At 44.5% G+C, this 625-nt stretch carries 2 protein-coding genes; one reads left to right on the top strand and one right to left on the bottom strand.

Features of this window, described 5'->3' with window-relative positions:
• The coding region (locus tag R7040_RS27610) for a VOC family protein (RefSeq protein ID WP_318097764.1) at positions 1-338 on the bottom strand (338 nt) is incomplete at its 3' end.
• A gap of 181 nt (positions 339-519) precedes the next feature.
• Between R7040_RS27610 and R7040_RS27605 the strand changes: the two genes are divergently transcribed.
• Positions 520-625: peptide-methionine (S)-S-oxide reductase (locus R7040_RS27605; RefSeq protein WP_318097765.1), on the top strand; the 106-nt coding region annotated here is incomplete at its 3' end.

The raw sequence follows: 625 nt of genomic DNA, 5'->3' as shown, positions 1-625 counted from the left end.
TAATAACCATCGCCAGTGTATCTCGGCCCGTCAATCCTTTGATAGCCATCTTCCACCAAGGTTTGGGTTATTTGGTCAACGGCCTGCTCTGATCCTAATGCGAAGGCAAAGTGTGCCAACCCTGTTACTTGCATCGCGTGAGAGTTTTCACAGGCGCTCACTCCTTCCATCGACATCAACTCCAATCGAGCACCACTTTCAAACGAAAGAAAGTAAGACGAAAAGTGCCTCTTTGGATTGTGGTATTTATCGTTGGATACGGCGTTAAAATATTTCTCATAAAAGCCTTTCAGCTCTTCCAAACGCTCTGTCCAAATTGCGACATGTTCTATTTTCATATTGGCTCTCTTCGTAAGTATTTTTGATTCAATAATTGCTGGCATTGGCATCAAATCTAACGAGGACGACTTGAATGAAAAAGAGAGCAAATCACTGCAACCTTGTTCCTGTTTTATGGTAGGAGTTGTGTTTGCATGACGGTGTTGTCCATAATGGCGCAAAGTTTTACAGGATAAAATGATGGAAGATATTTACTTCGCAGGCGGCTGCCTTTGGGGCGTACAAGAATTTATGCGCCACCTTCCGGGCGTAATCAGCACCGAAGCTGGACGCGCAAATGGCAAGA

This window comes from Vibrio sp. 1069 (genome assembly GCF_033340555.1).
Note: the sequence above shows the minus strand (reverse complement) of the source record. Positions and strands in the feature narration are given on the sequence as shown.